The sequence below is a fragment of the Pseudomonas aestuarii genome, assembly GCF_027988105.1.
Lineage (GTDB): Bacteria > Pseudomonadota > Gammaproteobacteria > Pseudomonadales > Pseudomonadaceae > Aquipseudomonas > Aquipseudomonas aestuarii.
In genome coordinates this window covers 1-23,972 of sequence record NZ_JAQJZJ010000005.1, presented here as the reverse complement: position 1 = coordinate 23,972, position 23,972 = coordinate 1, and the positions used below count along the sequence as shown (strand labels likewise).

17 protein-coding genes and 2 tRNA genes are annotated in these 23,972 nt (G+C 56.5%); 13 read left to right on the top strand and 6 right to left on the bottom strand.

Going from position 1 to position 23,972, the window contains the following annotated elements:
• Window positions 1-159 precede the first annotated feature (159 nt).
• The 10 genes from PH586_RS11930 (at window position 160) to PH586_RS11885 (ending at window position 8,558) form a co-directional block, all read left to right on the top strand.
• Window positions 160-1,890 (top strand): tetratricopeptide repeat protein, encoded by a 1,731-nt coding sequence (locus tag PH586_RS11930; RefSeq protein ID WP_271347984.1) that lies wholly within the window; start codon window positions 160-162, stop codon window positions 1,888-1,890.
• A complete protein-coding gene (gene lolB, locus PH586_RS11925; RefSeq protein ID WP_271347983.1) occupies window positions 1,890-2,507 on the top strand; it encodes a lipoprotein insertase outer membrane protein LolB in 618 nt (205 codons plus the stop codon). Before PH586_RS11930 ends, lolB begins: the two co-directional genes overlap by 1 nt.
• Window positions 2,504-3,379: a 4-(cytidine 5'-diphospho)-2-C-methyl-D-erythritol kinase gene (gene ispE, locus PH586_RS11920; RefSeq protein WP_271347982.1), complete on the top strand. Its 876-nt coding sequence runs from the start codon at window positions 2,504-2,506 to the stop codon at window positions 3,377-3,379. The genes lolB and ispE overlap by 4 nt, the downstream gene beginning before the upstream one ends.
• Before the next feature lie 18 nt (window positions 3,380-3,397).
• Window positions 3,398-3,472, top strand: a tRNA-Gln gene (locus tag PH586_RS11915).
• Window positions 3,473-3,527: 55 nt separating this feature from the next.
• Window positions 3,528-3,602 (top strand) — tRNA-Gln (locus PH586_RS11910).
• Window positions 3,603-3,648: 46 nt separating this feature from the next.
• Window positions 3,649-4,590 (top strand): ribose-phosphate pyrophosphokinase, encoded by a 942-nt coding sequence (locus tag PH586_RS11905; RefSeq protein ID WP_079204847.1) that lies wholly within the window; start codon window positions 3,649-3,651, stop codon window positions 4,588-4,590.
• 115 nt (window positions 4,591-4,705) lie between these two features.
• A complete protein-coding gene (locus PH586_RS11900; protein WP_271347981.1) occupies window positions 4,706-5,335 on the top strand; it encodes a 50S ribosomal protein L25/general stress protein Ctc in 630 nt (209 codons plus the stop codon).
• A gap of 69 nt (window positions 5,336-5,404) precedes the next feature.
• Window positions 5,405-5,995, top strand: coding sequence for an aminoacyl-tRNA hydrolase (gene pth / locus PH586_RS11895; RefSeq protein ID WP_271347980.1), 591 nt, complete (start codon window positions 5,405-5,407; stop codon window positions 5,993-5,995).
• A 33-nt stretch (window positions 5,996-6,028) separates the two neighbouring features.
• Window positions 6,029-7,129 carry a redox-regulated ATPase YchF gene (gene ychF / locus PH586_RS11890; RefSeq protein ID WP_271347979.1) on the top strand — a complete coding sequence of 367 codons (1,101 nt, stop codon included), beginning with the start codon at window positions 6,029-6,031 and terminating at the stop codon, window positions 7,127-7,129.
• A gap of 193 nt (window positions 7,130-7,322) precedes the next feature.
• Window positions 7,323-8,558 (top strand): tyrosine-type recombinase/integrase, encoded by a 1,236-nt coding sequence (locus tag PH586_RS11885; protein WP_271347978.1) that lies wholly within the window; start codon window positions 7,323-7,325, stop codon window positions 8,556-8,558.
• A gap of 194 nt (window positions 8,559-8,752) precedes the next feature.
• Here PH586_RS11885 and PH586_RS11880 read toward each other — a convergent pair whose 3' ends face one another.
• From PH586_RS11880 to PH586_RS11860, 5 genes are all read right to left on the bottom strand, one after another.
• Complete coding sequence (locus PH586_RS11880) at window positions 8,753-10,501, bottom strand: UvrD-helicase domain-containing protein (protein ID WP_271347977.1); 1,749 nt, start codon at window positions 10,499-10,501, stop codon at window positions 8,753-8,755.
• Entirely contained in the window at window positions 10,498-12,420 is a 1,923-nt protein-coding gene (locus PH586_RS11875; RefSeq protein WP_271347976.1) for an ATP-dependent nuclease, read from the bottom strand. Before PH586_RS11875 ends, PH586_RS11880 begins: the two co-directional genes overlap by 4 nt.
• A gap of 400 nt (window positions 12,421-12,820) precedes the next feature.
• Entirely contained in the window at window positions 12,821-15,436 is a 2,616-nt protein-coding gene (locus tag PH586_RS11870) for an AAA family ATPase (RefSeq protein WP_271347975.1), read from the bottom strand.
• 748 nt (window positions 15,437-16,184) lie between these two features.
• The gene (locus PH586_RS11865; protein ID WP_271347974.1) at window positions 16,185-17,462 is read right to left on the bottom strand and encodes a Y-family DNA polymerase; all 1,278 of its coding nucleotides are present in this window, start codon (window positions 17,460-17,462) and stop codon (window positions 16,185-16,187) included.
• On the bottom strand, window positions 17,449-17,880 hold the full coding sequence (locus PH586_RS11860; RefSeq protein WP_271347973.1) for a LexA family protein: 432 nt from the start codon (window positions 17,878-17,880) through the stop codon (window positions 17,449-17,451). The genes PH586_RS11865 and PH586_RS11860 overlap by 14 nt, the downstream gene beginning before the upstream one ends.
• A 99-nt stretch (window positions 17,881-17,979) precedes the next feature.
• Here PH586_RS11860 and PH586_RS11855 point away from each other — a divergent pair, with 99 nt between their 5' ends.
• From PH586_RS11855 to PH586_RS11845, 3 genes are all read left to right on the top strand, one after another.
• Window positions 17,980-18,714, top strand: a complete 735-nt coding sequence (locus tag PH586_RS11855) for an SOS response-associated peptidase family protein (RefSeq protein WP_271347972.1) — start codon at window positions 17,980-17,982, stop codon at window positions 18,712-18,714.
• A gap of 138 nt (window positions 18,715-18,852) precedes the next feature.
• On the top strand, window positions 18,853-19,779 hold the full coding sequence (locus PH586_RS11850) for an HNH endonuclease (protein WP_271347971.1): 927 nt from the start codon (window positions 18,853-18,855) through the stop codon (window positions 19,777-19,779).
• Between the two features lie 225 nt (window positions 19,780-20,004).
• Window positions 20,005-20,730: a hypothetical protein gene (locus tag PH586_RS11845; protein WP_271347970.1), complete on the top strand. Its 726-nt coding sequence runs from the start codon at window positions 20,005-20,007 to the stop codon at window positions 20,728-20,730.
• 1,343 nt (window positions 20,731-22,073) lie between these two features.
• On the opposite strand, the gene PH586_RS11840 is transcribed toward PH586_RS11845, so the two are convergent.
• Window positions 22,074-23,906 (bottom strand): hypothetical protein, encoded by a 1,833-nt coding sequence (locus PH586_RS11840; RefSeq protein ID WP_271347969.1) that lies wholly within the window; start codon window positions 23,904-23,906, stop codon window positions 22,074-22,076.
• Window positions 23,907-23,972 lie beyond the last annotated feature (66 nt).

Genomic DNA, 23,972 nt, shown 5'->3' with positions numbered 1-23,972 from the left:
GAAGGTAAGCGCGCAATTGTCCTACTTCGACAGAGTGAGAACAACTACCGCCGAATATTGTCTTATCTGGCACCAATCAGCTATCGAGCCTCGCCCCATGGGCTTGCCCTATGGCTTGTGTCATGATGACCCGACCGCAGGTAAGTCGCCATTCTCCCTATGAATAGATCATTCGCACTGCTGGCCGCCCTTGCCTTGCTAGGTGGCTGCCAGACATTTAGCTCCTCCTCGCCAGACGGCACACCGCCAGTGGAAGAGGCCTCTCCTGTAGCAGAAGCGCCGAAGCCCGAGGCCTATGGGTCGTTCAGCAAGGAAACCCTGTTTGCCTTGCTGACTGCCGAACTGGCCGGGCAGCGCAATCGCTTCGATATCGCCATCGGCAACTACGTGGAGCAGGCCCGGATCACCCAGGATGCCGGCGTGGCCGAGCGCGGCTTCCGGATTGCCGAATACCTCGGCGCCGAGCAGGCGGCGCTGGATACCGCACTGATCTGGGCGAAAAACGCCCCCGACAGCCTCGAAGCCCAGCGCGCCGCCGCTATTCAGCTGGCCCGCGCCGGCCGTTATGACGAATCCATGGCCTATATGGAGCAGGTGCTGCAACGCAAAGGCAGTACCCACTTCGACTTCCTCGCCCTGTCCGCCATCGAAACCGATCCGGATACCCGCGCCGGGCTGCTGCAAAGCTTCGATCGCCTGCAGAGCAAGTACCCACACAACGGCCAGCTGCTGTTCGGCAAGGCCCTGCTCCTGCAGCAGGACGACCGCCCGCAGGAAGCCCTCGCGCTGCTCGAAACACAATCGGCCAACCAGGACGACATTCCTCCGCTGCTGCTCCATGCACGGCTACTGCAAAGCCTCAAGCGTGGCGATGAAGCCCTGCCACTGCTGCAAAAAGGCATCCGCCTGCACCCTGACGACAAACGCCTGCGCCTGACTTATGCCCGCCTGCTGGTCGAGCAGGACCGCCTGGAAGACGCTAAAGGCGAGTTCGCCTCGCTGCTGCAACAGTTTCCCCAGGACGATGACCTGCGCTTCTCGCTCGCCCTGGTCTGCCTGGAAGCCGAAGCCTGGCGCGAGGCCATCGTCTACCTCGAAGAGCTGGTCGAACGTGACAGCCATGTCGATGCCGCCCACTACAACCTGGCCCGCGCCTACGAAGCCCTCGGCGAAGAGGACAGCGCCCTGATCGAATATTCGCTGGTCGGCCCCGGCAATGATTTTCTCCCGGCCCAAGCGCGCCAGGCGCAACTGCTGTTCGACAGCAAGCGCTGGACAGAAGCCTCGAGACTCCTGAGCCAGGCCCGTACAGCGCAGCCTGATTATGCCATTCAGCTCTACCTGATCGAGTCTGAAGCCCTGGCCAGCCGCGACCAGGACGATCAAGCCTGGCAAGTGGTGCAGCAGGCGCTGGAGCAATTCCCCGATGACCTTAACCTGCTCTACACCCGTGCCATGCTCGCCGAGAAACGCGACGACCTGAAACTGCTGGAGCAGGATCTGCGTTTTATTCTCGAACGTGAGCCGGACAACAGCATGGCGCTTAACGCCCTGGGTTACACCCTGGCCGATCGCACCACGCGCTATGACGAAGCTAAGGCGCTGATCGAACAAGCCCTGCGACTCAACCCGCAAGACCCGGCGATTCTCGACAGCCTCGGCTGGGTCAACTATCGCCTGGGCCACCTCGACGAAGCCGAACGCCTGCTGCGCGAGGCGCTGGCGCGCTTCCCCGATCACGAAGTCGCCGCCCACCTCGGCGAGGTGCTGTGGGCCCAGGGCAAGCAGCGTGAGGCGCGCAAAGTCTGGGCCAACGCCCTCAAGCAACAACCTGACAGCATTTTATTGCGCAGCACCCTGCTGCGCCTGACCGGATCAGAGACATTTTGATGCTTGCTCGCCCGCTCCTCGTGCTCAGCTTGATAGCCCTGCTCGCCGGCTGTACCGGCCTGACCTCCCGCGAGTCTCTCGAAGGAGAAGGCAGCCCGGCGCTCTGGCAAAGCCATAAACAACAGATTGGCAGACTCGACGCCTGGCAAATCAGCGGCAAGGTCGGCATTCGCGCGCCACAGGATTCCGGCAGCGGCACCCTGTTCTGGCTGCAACGCCAGGACTATTACGACATTCGCCTGTCCGGCCCGCTCGGCAGCGGCGCCGCTCGACTGACCGGGCGCCCCGGCGACCTCCAGCTGGAAGTCGCCAACCAGGGCCGCTACCAGGCCGCCACACCCGAACAACTGCTGCAGCAACAGCTGGGCCTCAATCTGCCGGTCTCGCACCTGCTGTGGTGGATTCGCGGCCTGCCAGCACCCGACAGCAAAAGTCGCCTGACCCTCGACCGCGACAGCCGCCTGGCACACCTGAGCCAGGACGGCTGGCAGGTCGAGTACCTGCGCTACGCCGAACAGGATGGTTACTGGCTACCCGAGCGCCTCAAGCTGAGCGGTCACGATTTACAAGTCACCCTGGTGATCAAGGACTGGCAACCGCGCCAGCTCGGCCAATGACCCCGCCGGCAATACCCGCCGCAGCCCAACTGAGGCTGCCGGCACCGGCCAAACTCAATCTGATGCTGCATATCCTCGGCCGCCGCCACGACGGCTATCACGAGCTGCAGACCCTGTTCCAATTTCTCGACTTCGGCGACGAACTGGGTTTTGCCGTGCGTGCCGATGGCGCAATCCGCCTGCACAGCGACATCCCCGGCGTGGCGCACGACAGCAACCTGATAGTGCGCGCCGCCCGCGCCCTGCAACAGCAGGCGGGCTGCGTGCTGGGGGCCGACATCTGGCTGAACAAGCGCCTGCCCATGGGCGGCGGCATCGGCGGCGGCAGCTCGGATGCGGCGACCACCCTGCTCGGCCTTAACCGCCTCTGGCACCTGCACTGGGACGAAGAGCGCCTGGCTGGCCTAGGCCTGACCCTGGGTGCCGACGTACCGGTTTTCGTTCGAGGCCGTGCCGCCTTCGCCGAAGGCATCGGCGAAAAACTCACCCCGGTGACCCTCAGCGAGCCCTGGTTTCTCGTGGCAATTCCGCAAGTGCTTGTCAGTACAGTGGAAGTTTTCTCCGACCCTGAGTTGACACGGGATACGCCGCCCATTAAAGTTCGCAGCCTTCTTGAGGGGGGTAGTCGTAATGACTGCCAGCCAGTCGTCGAGAAGCGTTATCCAGAAGTACATAACGCGCTGATCTTATTGAATAAATTTGTATCGGCAAAATTGACTGGCACTGGAGCTTGTGTGTTTGGGAGCTTCCCAAACAGGGTCGATGCTGATAAAGTCGCCCGCCAACTTCCAGTCACTCTGCCAAGTTTTGTGGCACAAGGTCGTAACATCTCGATGTTGCACCGCGAGCTTGAAGTATTGGCGAAGAAGTGAATGCGTAGCATCAGTTACAGGGGCGTCGCCAAGCGGTAAGGCAGCAGGTTTTGATCCTGCCATGCGTTGGTTCGAATCCAGCCGCCCCTGCCATTACTGCCCTAGGGCAGCGATAAACTGACAAGCAGCATTGGGTTACACACGATACAGGGGCGTCGCCAAGCGGTAAGGCAGCAGGTTTTGATCCTGCCATGCGTTGGTTCGAATCCAGCCGCCCCTGCCATTTTCTATACTCATCCAGGTATACCCTCAGCCGGCAGGTACTGCGCGTGTCCAAGATGATGGTCTTTACGGGGAACGCTAACCCCGATCTGGCGCGACGTATCGTACGTCAGCTGCACATCCCCCTCGGCGATGCCTCTGTCGGAAAATTCTCCGACGGCGAAATCATGATTGAAATCAACGAAAACGTTCGCGGCAAAGACGTTTTCCTGATTCAGCCGACGTGCGCGCCAACCAACGACAACCTGATGGAACTGGTAGTGATGGCCGATGCCTTCCGCCGCTCCTCAGCCACCCGAATCACTGCTGTCATCCCCTACTTCGGCTATGCCCGCCAGGATCGCCGACCGCGCTCCGCCCGCGTGGCAATCAGCGCCAAAGTCGTGGCCGACATGCTCACCGTAGTAGGCATCGACCGGGTTCTTACCGTCGACCTGCACGCGGATCAGATTCAGGGCTTCTTCGATATCCCGGTAGATAACATCTACGGTTCGCCAGTACTGGTGGACGATATCGAAGACCAACGCTTCGAAAACATGATGATTGTCTCCCCCGACATCGGCGGTGTGGTGCGTGCCCGTGCGGTCGCCAAATCCCTGGGTGTTGACCTGGCGATCATCGACAAGCGGCGCGAGAAAGCCAACCAGTCCGAAGTGATGCACATCATCGGCGACGTGGAAGGCCGTACCTGCATCCTGGTCGATGACATGGTGGATACCGCCGGCACCCTGTGCCACGCGGCCAAAGCGCTGAAAGAACATGGCGCCGCCAAGGTCTTCGCCTACTGCACCCACCCGGTACTCTCGGGTCGTGCAATCGAGAACATCGAAAACTCCGTACTCGACGAGCTGGTGGTGACCAACACCATCCCGCTGTCCGCTGCCGCGCAATCCTGTTCGCGTATTCGCCAACTGGATATTGCCCCGGTAGTCGCTGAAGCGGTTCGCCGTATCAGCAATGAAGAATCGATCAGCGCGATGTTCCGCTAACCCGGAAGTCGCCCTGAACGCGAAACGCCCTGCTGTATTGGCAGGGCTTATTACCTAACCGTCCGGTCGCTGGTCGCAAGCGTGAAGGGCGGTTTGGTTATTTTGGAGAAGTGAAATGACCGTTGAATTTGCCCTGAATGCTGTAGTGCGTTCCGACCTGGGGAAAGGTGCGAGCCGCCGCCTACGTCGTAACGTTGCCATGGTGCCTGCCGTAATCTACGGTGGCGAAACCGCCCCGCAGTCGATCAGCCTGCTGGCCAAAGAACTGGCCAAGCTGCTGGAAAACGAAGCCTCGTTCAGCCACGTGCTGAACCTGACCGTCGACGGCAAGAAAGAAGACGTACTGATCAAAGCCCTGCAGCGCCACCCGGCCAAAGGCCACGTGATGCACGCCGACTTCATCCGCGTCGTCGCCGGCCAGAAACTGCACGCCCACGTCCCCCTGCACTTCCTTAACCAGGAAACTGCGGTTGGCGTGAAGACCCAAGGTGGCGAAGTTTCCCACACCCTGGCTGAAGTTGAAGTTTCCTGCCTGCCGAAAGACCTGCCGGAATTCATCGAAGTCGACATGGCTGCCGTTGAAATCGGTCAGATCGTTCACCTGTCCGACCTGGCTCTGCCGAAAGGCGTGGAACTGATTGCACTGGCTCATGGCAACGACCTGGCAGTGGCCAACATCCACGCTTCGCGCGTAGCCAAAGAAGTAGATGCAGTAGAAGGCGAAGGCGAAAGCGCTGCCGAGTAACCTGCGCACCACCGGAAAACAGCTCAGGCGCAACAGTGCCTGGGCTATTTCCACGAAAGGGCTCCTGACATGACTGCCGTACAACTGATCGTCGGCCTGGGTAATCCCGGCCCCGAATACGACCAGACCCGGCATAATGCAGGGGCCCTTTTCGTTGCGCGCCTGGCAGACAGCCAGCGCATAAACCTGAGCTTCGACAAAAAGTATTTTGGCCTGACTGGTAAATTCAGCCATCAAGGTCGCGACGTTCGCCTGTTGATCCCCACCACCTTCATGAACCGCAGCGGTCAGTCCGTGGCGGCCTTGGCGAATTTCTTCCGCATCCCGCCGGAAGCCATTCTGGTGGCCCACGACGAACTCGACATGCCCCCCGGCGTCGCCAAACTCAAACAGGGTGGCGGGCACGGTGGACATAACGGGCTGCGCGACATCATCGCCCAGCTCGGCAACCAGAATAATTTTTATCGCCTGCGGCTTGGCATCGGCCATCCCGGGCACAGCAGCATGGTCTCCAACTTCGTCCTCAGCCGCGCCCCGCGCAGCGAGCAGGAGCTGCTGGACACCAGCATCGACTTCGCCCTCGGCGTATTGCCGGAAATCCTCGCTGGGGATTGGAGCAAAGCCATGCTCAAGCTGCACAGCCAGAAAGCCTCCTCTTAACTCTTTACCGCCATTTCGCGCGAGGGACACACCATGGGATTCAACTGCGGCATCGTCGGCCTGCCCAACGTCGGCAAGTCCACCCTGTTCAACGCCCTCACCAAATCCGGTATCGCGGCGGAGAACTTCCCCTTCTGCACCATCGAGCCGAACAGCGGCATAGTGCCGATGCCCGACCCGCGCCTGCAGGCGCTGGCCGAGATCGTCAACCCCGAGCGGGTACTGCCTACCACCATGGAGTTCGTCGATATCGCCGGCCTGGTCGAAGGCGCCTCCAAAGGCGAAGGCCTGGGCAACAAGTTCCTGGCCAACATCCGCGAAACCGACGCCATCGCCCACGTGGTGCGCTGCTTCGAGGATGACAATGTGATCCACGTGTCCAACAGCGTCGACCCCAAGCGCGATATCGAGATCATCGACCTCGAGCTGATCTTCGCCGACCTCGACAGCTGCGAAAAGCAGCTGCAGAAAGTCACCCGCAACGCCAAAGGCGGCGACAAGGAAGCAGTCGCGCAGAAGGCCCTGCTGGAGAAGCTGATTCCGCACTTCACCGAAGGCAAACCGGCGCGCACCCTGCTCAAGACCCTGGGCGATGACGAAAAGCAACTGGTACGCGGCTTCCACCTGCTCACCAGCAAGCCGGTGATGTACATCGCCAACGTCGCCGAGGACGGTTTCGAGAACAACCCGCTGCTCGACGTGGTCCAGGCCATTGCCGATGCCGAGGGCGCGCCCGTGGTGCCGGTGTGCAACAAGATCGAAGCGGAAATCGCCGAGCTGGACGACGGTGAAGAAAAGGACATGTTCCTCGAAGCCCTGGGCCTCGAAGAGCCGGGTCTCAACCGCGTGATCCGTGCAGGCTACGAGCTGCTCAACCTGCAGACCTACTTCACCGCCGGGGTCAAGGAAGTCCGCGCCTGGACCGTACGCATCGGGGCTACCGCGCCCCAGGCCGCCGCAGTGATCCACACCGACTTCGAAAAAGGCTTTATCCGCGCCGAAGTCATCGCCTACAACGACTTCATCCAGTACAAGGGCGAGGCCGGCGCCAAGGAAGCGGGCAAATGGCGCCTGGAAGGCAAGGAATACATCGTCAAGGATGGCGATGTCATGCACTTCCGCTTCAACGTCTAAGCCGGACGCCGGATGCCGGCGGACGCTGACGGACCCCGAACCCCCGTACTCACCTAGTGATACGGGGGTTTTCTTATCCCGTAACGTCCGCGACGATTCGTTGTGATCCGAATTTTAACCGGGTACGCTACCGGGTACGAGACCTGAACCGGGTACAAAAAACCGGGTACGGCTCAGAAGCCGGAGATAGAGCATGCTGACCGACACCCAATGCCGCACCGCCAAGCCCAAGGACAAACCCTACAAGCTCACCGACGACAAGGGGCTGTACCTTGAAATCAAACCCAACGGGGTGAAGGCATGGCGCTACCGCTTCGAACTACGGGAAGGCGAGACAAGGAAAGAAAGCCTTTTTGCAATTGGCGACTACGCTATCGCACCCAAGGGCGAATCCCAGGAGGATGCACAGGCCCGCCGCCATGGCCGGCGCTTTACCCTGGCTGAAGCACGCGACGAGCGCACCAAAGCCAGGGCACTGGTCATGCAAGGCATCAACCCGGCCCACAATCGGCAGCTAGCGCTCATCAAGCGGGGACAGGAAAACGCCACCACATTCGAAAGCATTGCAAAGGAATGGCTGGCCCTGAAGGATTGGGAGGAAGTGACCAAGACCAGGCGGTTGGACATGCTCACCCGCGTAGTGTTTCCAAAGATTGGATCGCTTCCAGTCAAGAGCATTACCTCAGCGCATATCTTGGACGTCCTGACCACCTCAGCGAAGAAGAATGGTCTGACAGTCGCAGCAGAAGCCAAGCGCAGCATGTCAGGCATATTCGAACTTGCCGTCTCTACCCTGCGCGCAGATAAAGACCCGGTTTATCCCGTGCGCAAAGCATTACCAGCCAACAAAACCCAGCACAAGCGCCCTTTGACGGCGACGGAAATAGGTCAACTTTTGCGTGACCTGGAAGGACACGGCGGCCGCCATGAAACAACCACCGCATTCAGACTGATGTGGCTGACCCTCTGTCGTCCGAGCGAAGCGGTAGAGGCGCAATGGTCTGAGTTCGATCTAGACGCAGCTATCTGGCGCATTCCCGCCGAGCGAATGAAGAAACGCAAAGAGCATACGGTCCCCCTACCCACCCAAGCCTTGGAAATGCTGCGGGGATTGCATGGCATTACTGGCCGGTATGTACATCTGTTCCCCCATCGCGACGAGCGAACACGCCCGATGGTAGCGGCATCATTCCGGCAAATGCTTAACGTACTGGGCTGGAGCGGAAAATACAGCCCACATGCCACCAGGACAACCGGAAGCACCCGACTTAATGAGATGGGTTTTTCCGCGGACTGGATTGAGCGACAACTGGCTCACACCGAACCTAATGCAGTACGCCGCACCTACAACCATGCGGAGCACATGACCGAGCGCGCAAAAATGATGCAGCAATGGGCAGATATGCTGGACACATGGGTAAAGGGTTGAAAAAGTGGCGAGTAAAATAGCGGAATAAATTATGGGGCTACAAATCCAATAGGTTCACCCGCCTCATGAACAGCCCCCACTTTCACAGACAGGGGTGACCGCTCGCTTCTGGCCCATATCTGCCGCTGATAAATTTCAGCTATCGGCCAAAAGCGGTCAGTCAGATGAGACTACGAAGCCAGCACCGATTCACGCTATAGAATTTCGAACCCCAAGTCCGATAACGTTTTTGATTCATCATCCTTGAGCTTCTTAACCGCCCAGATCAGCAAGTGGCTGGGCCTTGAGCTCGCTACATATGCAAAACGTGCGGCTTCAGAAGCCGGGTCTGCCAGCCAGTCTTTCCAGTTCGACTGGTGAGGGCCAGACTGCAGCGAAGAGACCACAACCGTTGCCTCATGCGTCTCCCCTTTAACCTGGTGAATGGTCGCAAATCGAATGCGCGTTCCAGTGTCCTGATGACGAGCAACCAGACGGCTCTGCAAGGTTGTTTTTCCCAAGGCGGCGGGAGCGGAGAGATGCGCTTCTCGCAGGCCCTCCAGTTTCCCTGCAAGCACATCCGGCACAAAGGGCTGGTCGGGTATCGACCGTATCGTATTCTTGGTCAAGAAGGCCCAGCTCTTCCAGGTCAGATCTACATTCGCCGAACCGCAGGTCGAGAGGTAGATTAGGCAGTTGGACACGAACAACCTCCAGGTCAGGCTGGACTCGACATCATGGGGGCAACTCATTGCGGACGTCCTGACCTGCGTTCCTAACTTAGCGGCCAGCCAGGCGGCAAACGTTTCCATAGCCTGACGTACCTCGCTCATGTCGTCGCTGCGAAACTGTATGCAGGCCAAGGCCAACTCCTCCAGCGGTTTCAGGGCGCTCCCCACACTGAATCGCTGAAGCGTGCTATGCCCGCGCGCAACGACGACGATGTGCTGATAGGGCCTGGTCAGTTCTAGGACTGTCGCTACGATCTCCGAAGGACATTTGGCGTACTGAATCAATTTCGGCCGGATGACCTCTATCGCTGGATTGCCTGACAGGCGATCCAGCTTCATTAAACTGCAGCACAGATCCACAACACCCTGCCCGCTTCGCCAATTGGCGGTCAGATCGCATGATGTGAAGGCGAGCTCTTCGATGAATTGTTTCACCAGTGCCGGCTCCGATCGGCGAAAGCCATAGATTGACTGGTTCAGATCGCCCACGAAGTGAAACCGCATCCCAAACTGATGAAGGCTCTTGATGATCCTCAGTTGGGCAGTGGACAAATCCTGGCACTCATCGACAAAGACTACTGGGTAACGACGTGCCAGACGCTCGAAATAATCCGACAGTATCTTGAGCCCGAGCGCTTTGATCGCAATCATTTCCACGTCACCATACGTGGTAAATCCCGCCTTCCACAGTCGCTTTTTGGTCTTGACCAAGTCTTCTACAAGCGCCGGTGTCTGTTCCACTTTGTTGAGCTGTTTGTCGAGCGTTAGCTCACCTGTATGGAACACGAAGCTTTTGCTTGTCAGATCGTAATCGTATCTGCACGCCGATATTCTCTGATTTGAAACCTTGCTTGAGGTCAGGAACAGATTCGAAGTGTTATCCACTACACGAATCCGAAAGTCGCCTTCTCGACCTGGGAATTCGGTGATCACACTCGCTACGCCGGCCACGATCTGGGACAGCAGGAAGCTGTCGAACGTAGACACGCAGTGAGGATATGCCACCGACTCACCGAGGTGCCTGGACAGACGCTTGGTTAGTTCATCAGTCGCACTGTTCGAAAACGTCAGAACAGCCATCCCTGCAGGAAATCGAGTCCAATCTCGGATCGCATTGGACACCATTGCGGCAATGACCTCGGTCTTCCCGCTGCCCGGACAGGCCCTCAGGTATACGTTCTTCTCCAGGGAGGTGCTCATGTACGCTTGCTGCTCTTCGGTCGGAAAGATCATGACGCATCTCTAGCCGCCAGCTGCGTGTCGAGCCCACAGGCCCACAAGATGGCGTCCTGAATGTATTGAGGCACGCTGAATCCTGTCGCATCCCGAGCAAGCTCATCTGCCAACACCTGGGCGTACAATCCCTTGCCTATCTCCGTACATTCGACCCGGTACAGCAATTCTCCTGCATGCGCGGCCTTATCTGCGTTTCCCATCTGCGCGAAGTCGAGTTTTGCAGCCTTCTCCAAGGCTGGTTTGACCGTCCCTCTCTCGCTCTCGGGCCACAATGTTGCCGCCACGGAAAGCATCCGCCCTAGGTTTGAACCCTCCAGCGCAAGGTCATATTCAAGCGTCTTGAAGGGGCTACCAAAGAGGCGGGCATGACTAGACTTTGCGATCTCAGGAATTAGTGCGAGCGCGTGGTTCTCACCGGGAATACACGACTCAGCATGAGGCAAATACGAAACATCCCTTTCCTTGCCATTCTCGTCATTGACCTTCTCGATCGACTTTGGCGGGTCGTTGTCAGTAAGACCTGCACAACGTACAGGCACGTTTAGGCTTCTGTCCTGCCCATCTACATCACAAAACAGCTGCATGAAATAGTTGAAGTAGATGCCGTTCAGATTGATGACTGATACGCCGTAGTCATCCAGGCAGTCTTTCCCCTCCCCCAATCGCTGCAGAACGACCCTGGCGAGCTCGGGCACAACGATCGCCTCGGCGATACCCTCTACAAGCACCACACCTTTAGCGAACAACAGGTTCGACTTAGTCACGTCGAGCCATCGGTCGACGAATTTGCGGCAGGGTTCAGACAGGCCGCACAGCCTAAGCGGCACCGCTATTGGCTTTTTTACCCGCGACACATGGATCACATTGTTGATTGAGACAGCGGATGAAATGACTGTTGAGTGCGTAGTCACGATCACCTGCATTCCCCTTGCCTTTGAAACGCTTTCGAGATGTCGTAGCAGCCGAATTTGCAGTTGGGGATGTAGGTGAGCCTCAGGCTCCTCGATCAAAAGCAACCGCAGGTAGGTCTTCTCCCCTCGATCATCATCGGTTTCCAGGATCAGTTCCGCTAGGATCGACGCTATGTAGAGCAGATTGTTGTAGCCAAGGCTGTTTTCTTCCAGAGATCGAAACTGCGTCGCTTCAGCTTGGGACAAATCCGGGAAGAATAGCAGCCGTAAACCTTCGACAATCTTTGAAAAATTGACTTCCGAAAACTGAATCACAGTGCTCTGCGAAAGCTGTTGTCCTAAGGCTTTCTTCAAACTTCCCCCGATCCGTTCGTTGGCGGCTTTGATGGCAAACTCTTCGCTCTCAGCCAGCTCCTTGTTGAAGTCGCCCACACGTTTTTCCAGGGGATGCATCTCTCCAGCCTTTCGGCTTTGCTCAAGTTCTTTGCGGCAAAGCGTCTTCAGCAGACGAGCAAGACGCGACTGCCTCCCATCCCGCAGTTTCACCTCGGCGTCCCGCAGGGGGGGAAGATAAACGCAGTGGATAAGGTCGAGGGTCTCCACTTCCAGATTCTTGGTACGTTCTGGCCCTCCCCACATCTCGTGCCGAAACCGCCCCCGTGACTCCCGATTGCTCGCAGTAAACGTCAGCTTCGCCTCAGGCTCCCGACCACACCAATCGGTAAACGCCGTCAGCTCATCCCCTTGAAGATCACTGAAGATGGCCTCGATCCCTATCGACTCCGCCGGCACCGCGCCAGGCTCAAACCCACGATAGAAGTCACGCTCATGGATAAATCGCTTACCTGACTCAGAGTCGTTAAAGAGCTGGCGAATGGCGCTGACGATACCTGTTTTGCCAGCTCCGTTTTCACCTACCAGCACGTTCAGCCCGTCATGCAGCTCAACGGAGAAATCACGTTCAAAGCACTTGAAACCACCGATGGCCAACGTCTTCAGGTACATAGAAATCCTTTCGTCACAACTAGGGAAAAGGGGAAGCGGGGCAGATTTATTATTCCTACTCTAATCAATGGCCGCTACGGGGTCGTTAGCTGCCGGCCACGAACGGCCGGAAAAACGACCCTAACCGGCCGGTCGCAGTGCCGAACAAGGGGTCTTGCCTTTTGCGTATTGCTCTCGTGAAGGCAAAAGGCAAGACCTGCCCCCATGACCGTTGTGACCGTTGTGACCCCATGACCGTTGACCCCATGACCGTTTCGGTTGAAGCCAGACCGTCGCTACCCGGCCAGAAACAGCAGCTCGCGTCAGGCTGCTTCTGACCCTAATCCGCTTCCTCATGGATGTATCCTTGCGGGGGAGGGCTAGTAGTGGAGTGACAACTACCTCTGTCTCGTGGGTCAACTCAACCTCTGCGCCGGCGGATAACTTGGAACAAGGTGTTGACGGCCTCGATATCCTGCAGAAGCTCGTCCGGTTGTGTAACAGCACGCTGCTGGCCGGCCGCATGTGAATGCGCACGCACATTGCGACAGCACTTATCATGCAAGCGCTGTACTTCGCGGAATTCAGCGTCCTGTACGATCATCACACCATCAAGCCGGCCCACAGAGATACCGTCGCGGAACCGCACTACGGTTCCATTAAGTATTGTGTCTTCGATACCAACTTCGATCGTAACGCGAAGGTCATCGTAAGCATTGCGGACCGCAAGCCGCTCATCATCCCCGGGCGGGTTGTGGAAGTTGGCTGCAATTTGTTGCTGGTCGACGCGGTGTTGTGCAATGCGATCGGCGAGCCTTCGCATGTCATAAGGCAACCCGGCATCGATATAGCCAGGCCCTTCTGCCCGATAGTTGATCGACCTCACTTCAGGGACCAGTTGGGCATCTTGGCAAAGCGTGACCAACTCTCCGAAGAACACCGCATCGTGGGTGAACACAATGACTTGCCGGTTGACGGACTCCTGAACGATCCGTCGCGCGACGGCGGTTCGATGGTTGTGGTCAAGGCTGGAAACCGGATCGTCAAATACGATCCCGGAGGTGGACCCCGACTGGTGCAGCTCCGCGAAGAAGTAGGCGAGCGCACATATGCGTTGCTCCGCCTCGCTTAGGACGAGATGCGGATCAAGCTGGCATTCTTGGAGTTGGATTCCAAGGCGCACTGCCCCCGCATCACCGGTTGAACTGACACCGGCCCGAATGTGGTAAAGATCCAGCCTGTTGAGTTCATCGTTCATCCTTCCGGCCAACGCGTCGCTGACGTACGTCCTGGCCAGCTGGCCCGCGAGCACGCTAATCGAGCGCGTACTGCCGATGTCATCATGGCAGCTCTGAAGCTTTGCCCTGTGGGCGAGACTCTCAATCACCCGGGCGATGGCTTCGATATGCTCGGAAAGCAGCCGCCGTGCTTCCAACTCCTTCAGGCGCAACCTTTTGGCTGCTAAGGCTGCCGCATCGAGGTTCGCGTGCAATCGGGCCGCCTCGACGCGAAGGGCATCCGCGATTTGGTGGAGAGAACCAGTCGGGTTCGCGCCGCGATACGCTGGACGGTCCTGCCATTCGCCACTGGGAACGGCAGTTCTGAGCCACTGAATTCGAACGGCCACGTCTTCTTGGAAGATCCGGATTTCGTCCGGTAGCGTTGCTACGCGCGCCCCTAAGCTCTCCAACATGATTGGGGAAACGGTAAAGGTAACGGTCGCCTGGCCGACGTTGCGTACGATCTGCTGCCAAGCGTTGCGCGCAACTTGGGCGGCTTCGGCCGCCCTGTCCCGGATGTAGCGATCGAACCGCCCCAGGCGACCTTTAGCTTCCGGAGTCAGCTCCTGCTGGCAAAGCACGCAGACTGCACCTTCGTCGGTGACCGGGAAGGCTTGTCCGGGATATGCAGTGCTGGTCGAGTACTCGCGTGCGGCGTTGAACAGCAATGCCCATGGGCCTTGCCCCGTTCCGGAAAGCAGCTGCGTGGCGTCTTCCGCCTGCAGCAGGACAGATGCGGCGCGCTCAGCCGCCTCGGCTTCCACCAGGTTTCGATGCGCCGATTGCATGGCATCCATCGCATCATCAGACACGATGTTGGCGGCCGCAGCGATGTTGTTGGCCAACTCATCGACTCTCGTTGCGGCGTTGTCGAGGTTCGTCGCCTTGGCGGTAGGGTCCGACTCGCTGATCTCCTGCGGCAGTCGCGCGAGTTCTGCTTGCTCATCCGGAGTGAGCGTGGCTAGTGCACGTGCCCGTGTCAGATCCGTGGCCGGACCAATCGGATGCACGGCCTGCCCGGCCTCGGTATCGGCGGGGATGACATTGAACGGCGTAACGTCTGTAGCGAGACCCGCGATTTCTGCCTGAAGCCGTGGACGCAGAGCCTGATTGAGACCATTGGCCAACTGCTGGAGATAGGTCAGAGCAGACGGCTGAAAGGTGGCGGACTCTCTCGACTGGAGGTAGTGGCGTGCGCAATCGCCATCGAAGACCGAGATGCCCCTGAGTTCGGGCCGCGGGATATGACCGCGTTGACCGCTCCAGATCGCCTGCTCGGGGGCACCGTCCAACTCGAAGTCGATAGTGGCGCTCGGTGTGAGCTGCTGGTAGTCCGGGGCATAGGCGTTGGCGTAGACGGTGCCCGGGCTCCTGGCTCGGCACGCCTGCTTCAAAACGCGCGCATAGCCGGACTTACCGGTGCCATTGCCGCCGTATACGATGGTGAGTCCCTGCGCCTGAAACTCCAGAGCCTGGTTACTGGGGATTTTTCCCACATTGGTCAACGTATGCAGGGACCTGAGAACGACAGTCCGGTCCTGATTCGCCTCGGCGGGAAAATGCTCCGCAGCGAACCTGATCGGTTGTGGAGCAGGCTGGAGTGCACTGGTGATTCCATGATGCAGCTTGGCGAGCTCAAGAATTTCTCCAAGATCCGCTTCGCTCCAGGCTCCCTGAACACACAGGCGACGCAGGGCGTCGTGGCGCCACGGTGGCAGCCTGTCCGCCCATGCCAATACTTCCTCGTAAATGGCCATATCCATGCTCCGTATCCCAAAAGGGGATTAGTACAGAAATTATCACTGTGCCATCAGTTGAGTGACCGCACGTGACGGTCTAGTCGTTCGTGGCTAGCTCGGGACTTACCATCAATTTTTTAGGAGTCATATCGGCGAAGTGGGCGGAGCAGACTGAATGCGCGCCGATGTCCGCTCCTGGCGGATTTCTGCCTGTCGCGGCTGGCCGGGTCGCAATGATCACTACAGGCTGGGTTGGCCAGCTTAAAAGTGCTCAAAAATACAGTGGAGATACCCAGCGATGGGTTGAGCATAACAGCACGACTCCTCGCTACAATGGCGTCACCCGCAATCGCTCTAGGGATCTCGCTTGACTGACACAACACTCACTGAAGTCGAGATGCGGCGCGCACTCGGTCTTGACCCCGCTCCCTCGAAATCGAAGCAACCGATACCCAAACAGCACTCCACCTTCACACTCGTTGAATTGAGCGTGCGCAAGAACGGTGGCTCGCCATTCCGCTTCGAGCACCGCTCCCGCTCCATTAGTACACTCGCGGCCCAACTCGAGGCCGAGAAAGCAGCTCGGGAGAAAGGGTATGAGGTATGGGTCGTGTTGGATATCAGGCAGGTTTCATCGTAGAGCCGCAACAGCCGCCAGTCAGTCCAGTCTCGCTAATTGCTCTGGGGCAATGAACGCCTGAATCAAATAGAGCGAGTCAGTTCGTACTCGAGCAGCTCTTGGCCGGTACCCGTCTCCTCCAAGGCCTTACGTCACCCGCCATAACTGATCGATCCGTGTCGTATAGCTCGGGCTCATCATCTCCCGCCGCATCCCCCAGTCCGGTTTCGCTGGCACGCCTGCAGGCCGCATCGTTCCCCGTCCCCAGCGCGCATTGATCGCATCCATCACCTCCATCACCCGCTCGGCAGCCACCGGCGGTGTCGCGACGAACAGGTCGTCGGTGAACTCACCACGCTGGCGCAGATCGAGCAGCAGGATCTCCGCCTTACTGAATGCAAAGCCGGCCCGGTAGATCAGTTCCAGCCCCTCGGAGGCAGCCTTGGTAATCAGTCGGGTATCGTCGGTCGGATAGGGCAACTCACAGATAATGCCCCTGACGAACTTCGGCTCGTCCGGGTTGAACATGCCGGTGCGGATGCTGATCCGCACCTTCTTGCACAGGGAGTGCTGCGCGCGGAGCTTTTCACAGGCCCGCGCGGCGTAGGTGGCCACCGCTTCGCGGATCGGCGGCAGCTCATGCAGGCGTTTGCCGAACATCCGGCTGCAACAGATCTCTTGCTTCGGTGGTGCTTGCTCCTCGAGCGCCAGGCAGGATGTGCCGCGCAGCTCACGGGCCGTCTTCTCCACCACCACCGAGAACTTGCTGCGCAGTGTCCAGGCGTCGGCCTGGGCAAGATCCCAGGCCGTACGAATGTTCATGTCGGCCAGGTGGGCGGTCATCTGCCGGCCGATGCCCCAGACCTCGCTGACATCCATCACCTTCAGCAGCTTGTCGCGCTTTTCGGACTGGCGGATATCCACGACCCCACCGGTCTGCCGCTGCCATAACTTCGACGCACGATTGGCCAGCTTGGCCAAGGTCTTGGTCTGGGCAATGCCCACCCCCACCGGGATGCCAGTGCAGCGCAGCACCCGTGCACGCATTTCTCGCCCCAGCCTCTCTAGGCTGCCGGGCATACCGGTCAGGTCGGCAAACGCCTCATCGATGCTGTACACCTCGAGCACCGGGACCATCCCCTCGAGGATGGTCATCACCCGCTGACTCATATCGCCGTAAAGCGCGTAGTTGCTGGAGAACGCCAAAATGCCGAACTGCCGCAGCTTTTGCCTGATCTGAAAATACGGCTCGCCCATCTTGATGCCCAGCGCCTTGGCCTCGGCCGAGCGGGCGATCACGCAGCCGTCATTGTTCGACAGCACGACGATAGGTGTACGCAGCAGATCCGGGCGGAAGACCCGCTCGCAACTGGCGTAGAACGAGTTGCAGTCGATCAGGGCAATTGCCGACTCAGCCTGGGGCATGGCAGTGCACGCTGTGAGTGACCACGCCCCAGATCAGTAGCTCATCCCCTTCGAGTACATAGCGCGGCGCGTAGGCCTCGTTCTCGGCCCGCAGAATGATCTGTTCGCCTTCCTTGGCCAAGCGCTTGACCAAGGTATCGCCGTTGAGCGCGGCGATGACGATTAGTCCAGGCCGCCCCTCTAGCGCTTTATTGACGATTGCCAGGTCGCCATCGAACAGCCCCGCGTCGATCATACTGTCGCCGCTGATGCGCACCAGGTACATATGCGGCGCGCGGAGGTCGAGCAGTTCGTCGAGGGATATCTCGGCTTCGATGTGATCTTGCGCCGGCGAGGGAAACCCGGCCGGAACGCGGAAGGAATAGAAAGGCAGGCTCACGGAGCTGCTGCTCAGTGGCCCGAGGATCGTGCAGGACATGGTGCACCTGTAATTATACTGGCTATATATACAGCACAGTACAGAACAAGCCAGCCCGCCTACAATCGAAATGAGCAAGGCGATGACGAGCGGACGACCATGTGCGGACGATTTGCCCAGTATCAGGGGATGGCGGATTACCTGCGCGAGCTGAACAGCGAGCAGGAGGTGATCGGCGGCTACGACAACCTGCCGATCGAGCGCTACAACGTGGCACCACAGACCAACGTGCAGTTGCTGCACGCGGAGGGAGGCGGCCTGACGATCGCCGCAGTGAGATGGGGGTGGGCACCGCACTGGGCGAAGAAGGGGAAAATGCCGGCGCCGATCAACGCCCGTGTCGAGACGGTGGCGAGCGGCAAGTTCTTCAGGCAGATATGGTCGCACCGCGCGTTGGTCGCCGCTGACGGCTGGTATGAGTGGGTGAAGGACGAGAGCGATCCGAAGCACAAGCAGCCCTACTTCATCCGTTTGCGTAGCGGCGGACCGATGTTCTTAGCCGCCATCGGCCAGCTCCCCAACCCCGGCAGCGAGGTTCGCGAGGACGACGGCTTCGTGATCATCACTGCTGACGCCCAGGGCGGCATGCTGGATATCCACGATCGCCGGCCAGTGGTGCTACCAGCGGACTTGGCCCGCGAGTGGATAGACCCGAATACAACTTCGCAGCGTGCCGAGCAGATCGTGCGGGAGCTTGGCCTTCCGTCCGAGGCGTTCGAGTGGTACCAGGTCGACAAGGCGGTAGGTAACGTGAAAAACACTGGGGCAGCTCTGATTTCCCCCTTGATTCCAGGGAGCCACCCGATCGGCCCTGATTGGCCGGAGGCGACCTGAACCAGTTAGCTGCGACCGGCGGGAAGCGGCCAAGAGCGGTCGGTGGACAAGCCGCTGGCATGGCTGCAGCGTTGTTTGATTTTCCGCCTACACTGATCTAGCAGATTAGGTTTACCATTCCGTGAAAAGGTTCCTCAAATGCAAACAAATCAATGGCTCAATACACCCGAGTTCCTTGCTGTGTGGAAAGCAGCCTTTCGCGATGCAAAGAGTACCTTTGTCGGCCTGTCCGAGTGCGTCCGCGCCTCATCGAGGCGAGAGAAGACTGGAGGCCTATGGACACAAATCAATCATCCATCGCCCGGCATTCATCTACTCGCTATTGAGTTGCAACCCAATGTTTCCCCCCTGAGCATTCGACTCAAAATCTGGATCGACCAGAACTTCCCATCTCTGTATGACAAACTGCGCAGCGCTAAAGCGCCCGAACTTCTGGGGCAGCACACAGTGCTTAACCCTGATCAGAAGCCTAGGCCCAGCTGGGAGTCGCAGCTCAGCGCCGCAGGGGTCTCTTTGCGCGGTCTTAGCTACAGGCTTCCCGATCTTTCCTTTCTTAGCGACAAGGCTACTGCGGGCGTTGACCTCCGAAGGATGGGCACTGAATTTTTTGAATGGCTGATTGATACCATTGCCTCCACCGAACTTCCCTCTGCTTCAAGCGAAACGACGAGCGAAGCGTTAGAGGGAGACCAGAGTTCTCCGTTACCTGTCGATGCAACCTATCCGGATGAAGTTCAACCAAGCGACCAGTACACAGAGGGCGCAACCAAGTCTGTCACGGTCAACGCTTATGAGAGAAGTGTACGCGCCCGCCAGGCCTGTATCGACCACTATGGATTCGACTGCGTAGTTTGCGGCTTAAACTTCGAAGAGCGATACGGTGAGGTCGGACGGGGCTTCATACATGTTCATCATGAAGTTCCGCTTCATGAAATTGGACGCGAGTATCTCGTTAGTCCAGTAGAACATCTTAAGCCAGTCTGCCCGAATTGCCATGCGATGCTTCATAGACTCGACCCGCCGCATTCCATACCTGAGTTGAGGGCGCGCCTGAAGCGAACCTAACCCTTACAACGAACAGACGTCTTCCAGCGGGCTTCCAGAAAGAGGGCGGTCGTTTCGAGTCGACTGCTACCGGTCGTGACTGGCCGAAGCCCCCCTAAGCAGCAGGTCGTAGAAGTTGCAGGACAAATCAAAGCTGCCCGCTATATATGTCAAGGGCTTGACCTCTCAATGAGGATTTGAGGGGGCCGGTTAACAATCGAGGATATCAGGAGGGGGTAGAAGAAAATGGAATACTTCAGAGAGCGAGATAACAGAATACAGGCGGACTTTGCATTGCATGCAGGGAAACTGCTGGTCCAATATTGTGAGATTTCTTCTGGGAGTAAACTTGAATGCAAGTATGACGCCACCTTGACCATCTGCATATTTCAGTCGATTCTAACTAATTGCGACGAGCTATTAATGGCGATGAGCCGTGCTCAAAAAAGAATATGGGATGAAGAAATTGTCGACATCCCTAATAGGTGGGGCATTAAACGTAACTTTATAGTTAAGAATACATTCATAGAAAATAAAACCTATAGAAATTTTCTCACGCATCTTCGGAATGCATTGAGCCACCCCACATCACCTGACAGGTCCCCGCATTACGAATCCTCTGGCTACACAACATTGTCTGACAGTTCCGGAGTTATTTCAAAGTTTCTATTTATTGATTCGCCGTGGGTTCGTCGTGGTAAGCTTAAAAGAGATGTGTCATCAGAGATCGAAATGGATGTTAAAGAAGCGCTCGGAAAATTGCCAGAAAAAATGAAATCCATCCTTCGTGTTGCTAAAAGCCAAAATGGAAACTACGAAATATACAGAAAAGATAGAGTGTATTATCCAGCCTTCAAGGCGGAGATCACGCTACCTGACCTTGTGAATGCAGTTCTTGAACTGGCTAATTTTCTTGCTCAGCCTGTCAGAGATGACTGGGATGGAAGGACTGTTAGTCGTCTAATAGGATAGTCTTAGGATGCGGGGCAGAAGGTTATTGGAGGGTTTGAATGGATATTCAAGTGTCTGACATAAGTATCTATATACAAAGCGTGTAATGACAGAAGCAATTCCTCCTAAGTAGAATACTTGACTGGCTGCGCCGACATTTCCATAATTATATTAAATGGCATGTACCCTGCGAACACTCCAAACGCCCACCGGCTTTCTTCCTTGATACCTGTCTAAAGTGCAGATATATGTGAATGTACGATTCAAATACTGGAAACTGTCTCCGATACATGCATGCGAAAATGGTGGGAGTCTCATGAACCGATTCCAAGGGGCAATAATGTCTAAATCGAAATCCGTATAACCACAGTTAGAGCCATCGGTAACGATCAGTCCCCCATCATAGAGACGCGACAGGACATAGTGGAATAGCACAGGCTTCAGCCACAACTGGTTACTACCTCCTTCGCCAGTGCTGTCTCCGCGGTAATAAAAGATAGATAGGTCAGGGATGTGGTGACGCAAAGCTAAGAGGCCATCTGAAGCATGAACAATTGCGGACTTGCCACTGAGCGTACATCTCACGGGATTTGACAGTAATCCAACTACCGTACCGACATAAGGTACATCGATGAACTCGGCGACTCTAGTGCTTGAGCGTGGCAATCCAGGCGGATTGAAGGGATCTGCGAAATGGAACGACTCGACGCAGTTAGCGAATTCAGAAATGGGTACTTCGACATCAGAGCCACAGCAGGGGTAAAAAAGCGCTCCTTTCGGAAGGTCGAGGCCTGCCGCTGTGTACCGTCTGGTTTCGTGATGCTGCCGCGTCTCTAAAAATTGCATAGAGACCTCAAAGCCAAAGCGCGGTCTCAGAACTTCGTTTGCCTCTGAGGCCCAGCTTTGCACTTGTACAAAATCGAGCACAGAATACTCGACTTCTGCCGCGTCTTCCTCCATTTCAAACTCCTTGTGGGATCAAGTCCTTCTGCTTATCTGTGATCAAGATAACAGAGCCTCGGCCAGTCGCCAACGGCAGCATAGGGGGCGGCTTCCGCCGTTAGTGACTGGCAGCAGCCGGCCAAAACCGGCCAGAAGTGGCCAGAAGTGGCCACTCGGGTGGGGCCAACCGGTTTTCGGATGAGCTGAGCAGATCAGCTTTTGCAAGGCGAGCACCATTGTTTGGAATGGCTTAGCCAGATAAATACTAACGTGCTACATTGGCCGACACATGGCTCAGAGATCCATGCTGCAGCAGGTGACTCCCTATGGATGCTGCCAGAAGTGCTTTGCACGCGCTCCGCTGATACATTTTCGGTTGCATCTCCAGACCACCATGTCACCTGGTATCTCTGGAGATATTTTTATCGTTCTTCGCTCAACGCCTGTGCTTTGTTCGATATAAATTGAAAGAGCTTGACTTTATCTTTCATAGAGCGCATTTGCTCACGAGCTTCTGCCAGGTTTGCAGAGTTCAGGTCTTTTATTTCCTCATACTGAAATCGGACAAAACGAGATTCTTTACTTGTCAGGTTTTCGAGACGCTTACGGTAGGTGAATGAATTTTCTATCTTCATTATGTGGGTTCTAAGGTGCGCAAATGTAGGTGCTTCGATAAAGTTGTTAATTTTGCGACGACATACAAATGGTTCAGTCGCAGCCTTATGATTAAACCCCTTGTTTTTGAATAGCACTACCTCGTCATTTTTCTTTAGCCAATATCGACCAACATCGAACCAGTAACCTTGATCGGCGATTGCTTCTACTTTCAGGGCACCCAGTTCGTCTGAAATTAAATCATGGTTCTGCTGGAGAAAGCCGTCAACTTCATCCCGCTTCATGGATAAGTGGATCGAATCGACATTTGCATAGCATAACTCGACGGTCTTATATCTCATGAATTGCTCGATCGTCTTGATCATTTTTAACCTTGCAGTAGCCACCACTTGCGCGGAAAGGCTGAAGATTGTGTCACTGGCACCGGCGTTTAGATAGGATAACTGATATCCTTGGGGGGTGAGAGTAAGCCCAAAATATTTATGGCGCATCAAAAAGTCGACAATTTCGTCTACGCTGATTATATCGAGATTCATTGCAAACTCAGTCGATAGAAAATGCCGAACCTTATCCATGCTATCAAAAGTTTTTTTAGAGAAGCGATTCTGATTCGTGGCGCTGTGCATATGCTGTATGGATGCCTTGCACAAGTTCTCCTTAACTCGATCCCCGCGCCGTCGATGATACATTCTCTGAGAGTACAAGCTGAGCCCCGTGCGAAGCAGGGGATGCTCAATCGTATCTTCACTGAATAGGCCTTCGAGAATTTCAATGCTTTCGAAGAACGCAGTATAGTAATCTATTTCATCTTTATGAAGTAGCGTTTCTATGGTATCGCCACAGTTCAGCTCAAAGAGATAAGAGCGACCAAGCCGTTTATATCGAAAAGGATGGTGTTCGAGTAGAAAGCTTTGTTTAGCCCCTCGAAGACGAACCCGGTAAAAACCATTCGCCAAATTACTTTGTTTGGCCGACTGCCCCTGAAAATTTTTATACTCTATCGAGGCTGGATTGCAAAATTCACCTTTCATGCAATCGAGGTACATCGAGTTAAAATCGAGCGCGACGATAACTCGATCTGACCTCTCTTCCTTAAATTTAAAAACTTCTTGGTATCCATCCTTGTATGCAAATAGCAAGTTGCGATCATAGCTGTTTTTGAAGCGGATTTTTTTTAAGATCGCGAGCAGATGGCGTTGGGACAGGTGCTTGCTGAGGCTAGCAGAGCGTATCCCAAGCTGACCCAGTTTTCGTAAATATTTCGTGAGCACCTCATGATTGACGCGAAGAGAGGGACTGAATTTGATATTCGAAAAAATCGGGAAATTTTTCTCGAATATATCAACCCGCATGCCGTACATTGAAGCAAGCTCTACAATATAGAGATACTCTCTACTTGTGAGAACGCACAAACGTTGAATACCTTTTGAGGCTGCCATCGCCAAGAAGGCTTTCGAATCCCAGGGCCGTCCGTCGAACCAGACACTAGACTCTCCGGCTGATATCGGCAGAGTCGCCGTCTGCCGCACGTTACCCAGGCGCTCTCCGCGCACCCTGACTTTTGCAGTAGCGTGCTTTGAAAAGATGCCGAAATCTGACCGATTATCTAGCTTTCCACAAATAATGTAATTATGCGACATCATTGTTTACATAGAGAGATATGGCATTGTGGATGAATTCTTCCGAAGCTGTTTTCTCATCAAGCT